General features: G+C 38.2%; 8 protein-coding genes and 1 other RNA gene. 4 read left to right on the top strand and 5 right to left on the bottom strand.

Translation table 11 applies throughout. The features are described from left to right. From CWB77_RS17515 to rsmI, 5 genes are all read right to left on the bottom strand, one after another. Positions 1–1,213 (bottom strand): ORC-CDC6 family AAA ATPase (locus CWB77_RS17515; RefSeq protein ID WP_138623817.1); only part of this gene is annotated, 1,213 nt, incomplete at its 3' end. Next, entirely contained in the window at positions 1,206–2,450 is a 1,245-nt protein-coding gene (locus CWB77_RS17520; protein WP_138623819.1) for a metallophosphoesterase family protein, read from the bottom strand. The genes CWB77_RS17520 and CWB77_RS17515, both read right to left, overlap by 8 nt. A gap of 82 nt (positions 2,451–2,532) precedes the next feature. Then, complete coding sequence (locus CWB77_RS17525; protein WP_138623821.1) at positions 2,533–4,443, bottom strand: DUF3258 domain-containing protein; 1,911 nt, start codon at positions 4,441–4,443, stop codon at positions 2,533–2,535. A gap of 127 nt (positions 4,444–4,570) precedes the next feature. After that, positions 4,571–4,937: RNase P RNA component class A (gene rnpB, locus CWB77_RS17530), an RNA gene on the bottom strand. Between the two features lie 42 nt (positions 4,938–4,979). Next, positions 4,980–5,837, bottom strand: a complete 858-nt coding sequence (gene rsmI, locus CWB77_RS17535; RefSeq protein ID WP_138623823.1) for a 16S rRNA (cytidine(1402)-2'-O)-methyltransferase — start codon at positions 5,835–5,837, stop codon at positions 4,980–4,982. A 60-nt stretch (positions 5,838–5,897) separates the two neighbouring features. Between rsmI and CWB77_RS17540 the strand changes: the two genes are divergently transcribed. The 4 genes from CWB77_RS17540 to dolP all read left to right on the top strand — a co-directional run bounded on the left by CWB77_RS17540 (position 5,898) and on the right by dolP (position 9,453). After that, complete coding sequence (locus CWB77_RS17540; RefSeq protein WP_055012867.1) at positions 5,898–7,778, top strand: penicillin-binding protein activator; 1,881 nt, start codon at positions 5,898–5,900, stop codon at positions 7,776–7,778. Between the two features lie 9 nt (positions 7,779–7,787). Continuing rightward, positions 7,788–8,159, top strand: coding sequence for a YraN family protein (locus CWB77_RS17545; RefSeq protein ID WP_008110719.1), 372 nt, complete (start codon positions 7,788–7,790; stop codon positions 8,157–8,159). A gap of 141 nt (positions 8,160–8,300) precedes the next feature. Continuing rightward, the gene (locus tag CWB77_RS17550; RefSeq protein ID WP_008110721.1) at positions 8,301–8,894 is read left to right on the top strand and encodes an SIS domain-containing protein; all 594 of its coding nucleotides are present in this window, start codon (positions 8,301–8,303) and stop codon (positions 8,892–8,894) included. Beyond that, complete coding sequence (gene dolP / locus CWB77_RS17555) at positions 8,887–9,453, top strand: division/outer membrane stress-associated lipid-binding lipoprotein (protein ID WP_138623825.1); 567 nt, start codon at positions 8,887–8,889, stop codon at positions 9,451–9,453. The genes CWB77_RS17550 and dolP overlap by 8 nt, the downstream gene beginning before the upstream one ends. Positions 9,454–9,483: the final 30 nt, after the last annotated feature.

Consider the following 9,483-nt stretch of genomic DNA (forward strand, 5'->3'; position numbering starts at 1 on the left):
CAGGCGCAGCATTACCTTTATAGCTATCGTATGCTTCTTTTAAAAGAAGCATACCTCGAAGTTTTCTTACAATTGAGTCTTGATATAAATTTTCATTTGTACCGATTAAAGCATTTGCACGAGCTATAGTTTTTAAATCACAATGTTTATTCATAGATTTAATAAATGAGCTTCCAAGCTCCGTTCCAATAGATGTATCTAATAACTCTGATTTACCTAAAATAGACTTTAGTGTAAGACCTGACTTCTCTAACTTGGTACCTTTTATCCTTGATTGGAACAATTTCTCTGCAAACTCTTCGAATCGTGGTTGATTTTCTTTCTGGCTTCTATTATTTAAACCTAACTTATCAACATAAATATACTCAAAGTCATGCCCTATGTTTATAGGAGCACCGACTGTAGTCTCAAGCGTGTAGTGCCTATATGGCATTGTAGTAATTTTAAATACAATATCACTATATGAGCGCATATAAGTGTTCAGTATTTTATGGTGCTCCAACGATAAAAACTCTGCCTCATCAATACAAACACACCATGTACTTAACTTACCTATGTTTAAAGTATTCTTAACGATATTTATCGCCATGTGAATAGGCTTAAATAAGTCAGCGGTAAAGTTAATACCTATGTTAAGTTCAGCCTCTGAAGGAGTTATACCTAATTTAATTTTGTTGAAATAAATATTTTTCTTATACTCAATTTTTTCTAGTTCTTGGCTTATTTGAGAAAGGTTATCTAGGCTCTCAGATAACCAGACATCAGAAATAGATCTAGATATTTTCTCTTCTTGAATAATTCTATCTATTTTATTTTTTACATTGCAATTAATAACACTTCTAACTGTATCAATGAACCTCGAACAAGAGGACAAATTGAGGCACCACTTAAATAGTGAGCTATCATCACTTGAAAATGATTTAATGGAGTTAACCCACTCAACTTTGAGCGGTATATAAGTAGCTATAAACGAGTTATTTTCTATTATCTGTTTAGCTGTATCATTTTCCAGCTTAGATAAGTATTCGTGTGAAAGCATCTTTATCAATGCCGTTTTACCTGATCCCCTAGAGCCTAAAACAATATGGTTTTTATTTGAAATTAAACGCTCAAAAGAATGAGTCCAGACAAACTCGTTCGCTAGTTGGTAAGAGGTATAATATCTAGCATTTGAATGTTCAAATATACTATTAAATTCAATTAAACTATCCATTACTCACTCCTTTTATTTGCATTAAAACAAATAGCTCTTCGACACTATCCGATGAAAATACTTTAAAGTTTAGTTTACTCGACAGTATACTTATGACATGCAACAATTGCTTTCTTGGTATAAATACAAATGACTTATCAATATCACATATCTCTTGCCAAGAAATATGTCCTTTCTCAGTGAGTTGTTTTGAAATAATTCCTTCTAACATTACCTCTAAAGCTTTCTTTGACAGGTAACTACCAAAATATTCAGTATGAGGAATACTATTTACAGGTTCAGTTTTAATCCAGCCATGCCCTGAATAGTGATACCAGCTTTTTATAACACCTTGTGGCAAATGGTTTTTTGCACACTTTGACTGTACTTCAATCAGATGAATGCTATTGGGAACACCTTGAAACCACCTTTCATCTAAATGAGCAGAAAAGCTGCCAGCACAGATTACATTCACTGGATGTTGGTAACTATCCATATGTTGCTCGATTCGAGGAATATGTTTGTGACCATGTATAACAAAATTAAAGTTATACTTAGTCATGAGTTCCATTAGTAGTGCAGAATTTTGAAGAATACTGAGGTCAGCAGCATCATATGGTAAGTCTGGATGCTGTATTGGATGATGGTGAACCATTAGAATGTTGACCTTATCATCATCAAATTTATTTTTTTCTAAATACTCCTCGAGCTTCTTAATATCTTCCTTCCGAACTACTCCATGGTGCGGTTTTTTATCGTATGTATCAAATACAGATGAATTGATTCCAATTAAGTTAAGACTTTCATCAGTCCAGTGGGCGAAAAAAGGCTCTGTATAATAACAACCACTGACCGCTCTCTCTAAAATAGATTTGAAAAAACTATTGTTATTAATATGTCGGTATTTATTAGCGACTATAGATAGAAAGGGCTCATTGTTTTTAGTAGAGCTTTCTTCATCTGACCAATTACTATCGTGATTGCCCGGAACGAAAAAAACCTTATCATCGCTAACATTGAAAATTTCCGCGCATTCTTTTATTCTTTTCGCGGCTAAATCAAACTCTTCATGTTTAGACCTATTCGTAATATCGCCAGCGATGAATAGATAATCTGCTTCTAATTTTTCTCTTGCAGCATGCTGTTTAAGATCAAACATGTAGCCTTTCTTTACAGCACTAGATGAATCCCCAACGCAAAAATCCTCAGCAATTGTAGCCGAGCCTGTATGAAGGTCACTAATAATTACAATTTTCATAAAACTCAATATCCATATAACATTCAACTAATATAGCAAAACACATGTTAATAGACACTAAATCCTTACTTTATATAAGAATTTAAATACCCTCTGTGATTGAGAAAGAGTTCACAACATTACTCAACCTATTCAAGCCAGCTCCACCATGCGTATATTTATCTGTAATCCCACCTTTAGAAAGTTCATGACCAACAACTTGCTGAATCAGTGAAAGATCAAACAAATGATTATTACGTATGTTACTTATAAACGTATGCCTAAAGCTATGATAACTGCGAAGTTCATCTAACTCATTAAGGCTAGGTATTTCAAGCTCCACAACCAAACGACCGAACCAACTAGTAATACTCTCAGCTGAAGTTATTTCATATAAAACACGTTCCTCTGCTTGTTCTACATACTCTAAAAAGCCAAGCTCGATTAAGCGGTTATGGATAGGGATTTTACGTTTGGCATTACTTGTTTTTAGGCGTTGTGATTCATGCTCATCAGTTACTAATATGTAGTTAATACCATCTTCAACACGGATATCAGATTTTCTTAACTGATAAATTTCGGTACGTCTTGCACCTGTGTACATGGCTAATAATAGTGACCACTTTTGCCACGCATGTTTTGTTTGCATTGCAAATGCTTCAAACTTATTAAGCTCTTCGCTATTAAAAACACCACGTATACGCTGCTTAAAGTCTCGTTTTATAGTGCAAGGTGAATGCTGAATGTATTCAACAGTATCTCTTTTAGCATATGAAAATATCCCCTGTAACCACTTGTAATAGCCTTGAACTGTTTTAGGTGTAACTAAGTCAACTTCTGGCACATCGAAGTCTAGGCACTCTTGCAAGCTCATTTTGCTGTATGGTGCGCGATTCTTTTTAGGTAGTTGATAACAACGGTCAATAAAGCGACCTATATCACTCGCTTTATAACTTTCAATAGGTTTGTCTTCACTCAGTAAACACCATGCTTCATAATGACGAGCATACTCTTTTACAAGCCTATCGCTTAAACCTGCATTTACTTTAAAATCTAAAAACTCGGTATAAACTTCTGAAAATAATGGGCCTTGAGTTTGTTGTTTTTCTTCTCTTGGCTGACTTTCAGCTATGGTGTGTGAGCTTTTATTAAACATTGAATCTAATAAATGTTTTTGCTCTGAATCTTTAGTTAAGCAAGAAGCTAAGTATTTAGCCTGCAAATTTCTTGAGGTTTCTAGCATACTTTTAAATGCTGAATACTCTAATGACCCATGCTCGAACTCTACATCGTGTTTGTTGAGAGTATCTATTGCATCAATGTTATCAGAGTAAAAGTTGTCGTCTTCATCTGAGTCATCAAACAAGTCTTCATCTGTTTCAATTTCAGAACTATTAAACATGCCAGCGAGCAAAAATGTATCTAATTGGCGTGCAAGTTGACGAACACTTTTTTCGATTTGTTTATTAGCTACAATATCGGCATTGCTTAAACCACTATTTTTAAGTGCCATGTACTTGCTGACCAAAACATAAATATTAAGAACGTCATAATCATTGTTTTTTAAAGCTTCAACCAATAATTCACCCGTTTCACCATCTGCAATAGAAAGCATAATGTTTGCTGCGGTTCTTAAGTGTGTAGGTGAGTAATTGTTTAACGGCTTTGCTTTAATGCCATGTATAGAGTGTGCCGTTGAAGCATAACGTTGTTCTTCTTGTGCTATTATTTTTTTGCTTAGCTCATGGGTAAGTTTTTGCTTCATATGAATTAAAATACGTTTTGCTTGAGTGATTAAAGTTTCAGTATCTATATTGTGTCGATCACTCGCAAGTATTTTTAGTTTATCTAGTTCGGGTTTGATTAATTCAAGAAAGTTTAAAGCATGATGAAGGTGTTTGGTTTTAAGTGAAATGCGTATATCGGAGCCGATAAATTTACGGGGGAAAACATAACGAAAATAGTAACGTTCTTTTCGTAGTATAAGGTGTTCGGGGAGTTTGATATGTCTCATTAAGTTACCTATGTGTAAGTAACGTATTGAGTTTATTTGGCACACTATTTGGCACACTTTTAAAATTTTGTGCCATGAGATTAGTGGTTCAAGCGTAAGCACCTAATAAATCAGATGCTTACGCTTGAGTTTGAGTCAGCCGGTAAGCCGGGTTCTGTCCTTTCCGAAGAAAGTGATAATCATTCGTCTAGGCCATAAATCGCTCTATGGCTCAAGCAACCTACCCGGTTCCAACGTGGGCCACGCCATAAGGAACCCTATTTGGTCTTGCTCCGAGTGGAGTTTACCTTGCAACCGACTATTACTAGCGGCCCGGTGCGCTCTTACCGCACCCTTTCACCCTTACCAATCCCGAAGATTGGCGGTCTTCTCTCTGCTGCACTTGTCGTGGGCTCACGCCCCCCAGCCGTTAACTGGCACTCTGCCCTATGGAGCCCGGACTTTCCTCCCCCTGATCATTTTCGTCACAGGCAGCGATTATCTTGGCTAACTCGGCGCGCAGTATACATGAGAGCACAACACTACGCAGTAAACATTTACTGTTTTTCTTCAATAATTGTTTTATACAACGCGTTTTTCTTCATGCCGAAGTAATCGGCTACTACACCACACGCTTTTTTCATTGGCATTTCGTTTTCAAGTAACGCTAACATTTTACGGGCTTCTGGCGGAATATCGTCAACTACCTTAGCTTTACCCGGCAGCATGAGTACTATTTCACCGCGTTGCTTGGTAGGATCGTCAGTTAAAAACTGCTTTAACTCACTCACTGTGCCATTAAAAAAGGTTTCAAAGGTTTTAGTTAGCTCTTTGGCAAATACCACCTGCTGCTCACTACCTAGCGCTGCTTCTAAATCGTCAAGGCTTGCCATAATACGGTGGGTACTTTCATACATAATACTGGTAATACTTGAGTTAACCGCATCTATAAAAAAGTCTTGGCGCGCTTTACTTTTAGCAGGTGTAAAACCAATAAATTGAAAACGGTCAGTAGGTAACCCAGAACAACATACAGCCGTAATAGCAGCACATGCACCAGGTATGGGTGTTACACTTGCGCCCTGCTCACGACATAAATTAACCACCGCATAACCAGGATCACTGATCAGGGGTGTGCCTGCATCAGAAACTAATGCAATATTTAACCCTTGATTAAGTTGGTCGATAATTTGCTGCGCTTTTTGCTTTTCATTATGGTCATGTAACGCAAAGGTTTTAGCCTTAATACCAAAGTGGCTAAGTAGCTTACCAGTATGGCGAGTGTCTTCAGCCGCGATTAAGTCAACCTGCGATAATGTCGCGATTGCACGCTGACTTAAGTCGTCATAATTGCCGATTGGGGTGGCAACAACGTAAAGAGTGCCAATTTTCTGTGAATTCTCCTCATTTAACATTGAGGTCTCCTGCGTCAGTCAGTAATATAAGCAAATCGCGTTAACGTATGGGAAATCATTGTGCGACTTAAACTAGTTAGTCTATTAATTATATTGTCAGGGTTATCGGCGTGTAGCACAACCGAAAAACCAACTAAAACCAGCGATAACTTAAGTAACAGTGCCAATACGCTGAAAAATGAAGCACTGAATGCGCAATCTATTTACCAATTAGCGCAAAACCGCTATGGCGCTGATAAAATTCAGCTACTTTATAGTGCTCGTGATAGCGCAATTACAGAAGAAAACTGGCCACTACTCGAAAAAATATGCACTGAACTTGCACTTACCGCCAGTGTTGATCAAATTCAAAATCGTTTATACATTGCCTTTGCGCAAAAAGAGCAAAATAAAAATCAGCAAGCACTAGAGGTACTAAACACGCTTGAGGGGCAACTTAAGCAACCTGAGCATTTTGCTTGGCACCAATTTTTAACTGCCAGCATTTTTGCGTCGCAAGACTTACCAAAACGTGCAGCTCCTTACTTTTTTGCTGCCTCTGAATCGGTAGCAAAAAATAATATTTCTATCCCTAAACTTAATGACGCACTTTGGCATAATTTAAAGCAGCTTTCTTCGTATGCATTAGAGCGATTTAATCGTGGCTCGGTTATTCAACAAGGCTGGGTTAACTTAGCTTTGTATCATCAGGTTTATGCCAACAGCTCTGTTGATTTAGACCAAGCGATTAATAATTGGCGCCGCCGTTACCTTGGGCACCCTGGTAGCAATGTTTTACCAAAACAAGATACTTACGCCAATGAATTAGCACCACTAAATATTGAACGCTTAGTTGTGCTATTACCTCAGTCAGGTGCTAACAAGCGCTTAGGGGATGCATTAAAAGCCGGCATACTGGCTGCACTTGATAAAAAAGAGATTAGCGAAACGCTGTTTATTGATGAAAATACCGAAACCGAAGCGTTGAGCGCACAGATTTCGCAATTACAACCAGACTTTGTTATTGGCCCGCTATTAAAAGCCAATATAGATAAGCTCGCTAATACCAATACATTACTCGATATACCCACATTACATTTAAATACCTTTGATGGCGAACGAACCTCTTTGCAGCACTACTTTTTTGCGCTTAATCCAGAGCATGAAGTACAACAAACTCTAGAGCATTTTTTAGCGCAAGGTTATCAAAAACCTATGTTGCTAGCGCCAAATAATACCAATGGTCAGCGCTTAATTGACTACTTTAACCTGCAATGGCAACGCTATAGTGAAACAACCACACAAGTTGGCTTTTACAACGACAATAAAGATATGCCCAATACCATTACCAGCTTGCTAGAAGTTGATAAATCAAAAGAGCGTATTAAATCGGTTAAAACACTTTTTAATAAAGAAGTAGAAAGTGAAACCCGTTCACGTGGCGATATTGATGCAATTTATATATTAGGTGACGCCATAGAGACCCGATTAATTAAGCCTTACCTAGATGTTAACGTAAGCACCTTTGCCGACAGGATCCCTATTTACGCCAGCTCTAAAAGTCATAGTAAGCAAATAGATACCACTGACAAAGGCGATTTAGATGGGCTTTACTTTACCGAACTTCCTTGGATGTTAGACTCACAAATTACGCAGCATAATCTACGTAAGCAATATAATGATTTATGGCCTGAACAGGCTGATATTAGCCAGCGTTTATTTGCCATGGCCTACGATGCCGTCGCCATGCTGAATGATATTAGACAGCTGAGCATTACACCCGATAAATACTTTTCAGGCTTAAGCGGTAAATTGTCCATTAATAGTGCCGGTGATATTGAACGATCACTGCAATGGGCGCAGTACAGCAATCGCCGTATAAAACCTGTGGAATTAAAAACGCAACGCCCTGTGCCGCTATTTATGCAATCAGCAAACGATGGCATAACCATAATTAACTAAGGGGTTAGCATGTCGTGGTTTAAACAGCTGTGGCAAAATAGTCGTGAAAAAGGCCAGTATTATGAGCGCCAAGCGCAAAAGTATTTAGAAGCGCAAGGTTTAAAAGCGATTGAGCGTAATTACTACTGCCCCTACGGCGAACTTGATGTCATTATGAAAGACGGTGACACCTTAGTGTTTGTTGAAGTTAAGTTTCGTAAAAATAACATAAAAGGCGGCGCTAATTATGCGCTAAGCCCGCAAAAGCAAGCTAAGTTAAAGCGCACTATTTATCATTACCTTGGTGCTAAAAACTTAAAAAACCAGCCATTACGTATTGATTACGTAGCTATAACAGGCGAACCGTCATTACATATTAACTGGCTGAAAAACGTATTTTAATATCTGATGTATAAAAATAAGACGATTACAACAGCTTCATGCTGAGCATACAGTTAAGCATTAGCTAACGCCTAAAATAATTACCTTTTAATAAAGCCGGTGTGAGCTCACACAGAATTAGAGATAAATTGTTGGTAACCCATGCAAGATACAATTAAAGAAATTTTTAAAGAAAGTATTCAAGTTCAAATAGCCGCAGGCGAAGTGTTGCCAAGCGCGTTAGAATCAGCGGCATTTACCATTGCACAAAGCCTGATCAATGGGAATAAGTTGATCTGTTGCGGTACTGCAAATTGCCATATGCTGGCACAACACATGGCAGGCGTACTGGTTAATTTTTACGAAACAGAACGCCCTTGCTTACCTGCAATCGCTCTCTCACAAGAAAATATTAACTTGGGCCAAGGCAATCAAATAGATGACCACGATACCTTTGCACGCCAAGTTCGTGCCTTTGCTCAGCAAGGTGACTTATTATTGGTACTTGCCATTAATGGTAATGAAAAACACATAATTTCTGCAGTAGAAGCGGCACTTACCAAAGATATGAAGGTCATAGTAATGGTAGGCGATGATGGCGGCGAACTCGTTGGCTTGCTTGGCCATAACGATGTAGAAATTCGTACGCCGTCTAAACGCCCGAGTCGCATTATTGAATCGCATTTAGTGAACCTTCACTGTTTAAGTGAGTTGGTGGATTTAACCCTTTTCCCGCAGGACGAAAATTATGTTTAAACGCTCCCTAATTATCTTAGGCACTGTTGTGTTATTGCAAGGTTGTGCCGCAGCTGTGGTCGCCGGTACAGCCAGTGCTGTTACTGCCGCTAACGATAGACGAACCATTGGCTCACAAATAGACGACAACAATATTGAAATAAAAGCCAGTATTGCTATTAGCGAAGATGAACGCCTTAATAAGTTTGCTCATATCAGCGTTATAAGCGTAAATGGCGTGGTTTTAATGGTAGGCCAAGTGCCTAACCAAGAAATGAAAAACCAAGCGTTTAAAGCCATTGAGAACCTATCTGGTATTCGCAAAATTCATAACCAGCTTCGCATTGGCTCTAATATTGGAATCACCACGCAAACTCACGACTCATGGTTAACCTCAAAAGTAAAAGCGCAGCTTTTAGCGGCTGAAAACATCAGCAGTAATAATATAAAAGTAGTGACTGAAAATGCCGAAGTATACTTAATGGGACTAGTATCTGACGCTGAAGCAAACCAAGCCGTTAATATAGCTCGCAACATCTCTGGCGTAGAGCGAGTAGTTAAAGTATTTGAGTATTTGTAAAAGTCTCAGGTTCGAAGTTCGAAGTTCGAA

This window comes from Pseudoalteromonas sp. S1610 (assembly GCF_005887465.1).
GTDB lineage: Bacteria > Pseudomonadota > Gammaproteobacteria > Enterobacterales > Alteromonadaceae > Pseudoalteromonas > Pseudoalteromonas undina.

Coding starts and splice junctions, on each gene's coding strand:
- CWB77_RS17545 (WP_008110719.1), top strand. CDS start 7,788: ATGTCGTGGTTTAAACAGCTGTGGCAAAATAGTCGTGAAAAAGGCCAG.
- CWB77_RS17550 (WP_008110721.1), top strand. CDS start 8,301: ATGCAAGATACAATTAAAGAAATTTTTAAAGAAAGTATTCAAGTTCAA.
- rsmI (WP_138623823.1), bottom strand. CDS start 5,837: ATGTTAAATGAGGAGAATTCACAGAAAATTGGCACTCTTTACGTTGTT.
- CWB77_RS17520 (WP_138623819.1), bottom strand. CDS start 2,450: ATGAAAATTGTAATTATTAGTGACCTTCATACAGGCTCGGCTACAATT.
- CWB77_RS17525 (WP_138623821.1), bottom strand. CDS start 4,443: ATGAGACATATCAAACTCCCCGAACACCTTATACTACGAAAAGAACGT.
- dolP (WP_138623825.1), top strand. CDS start 8,887: ATGTTTAAACGCTCCCTAATTATCTTAGGCACTGTTGTGTTATTGCAA.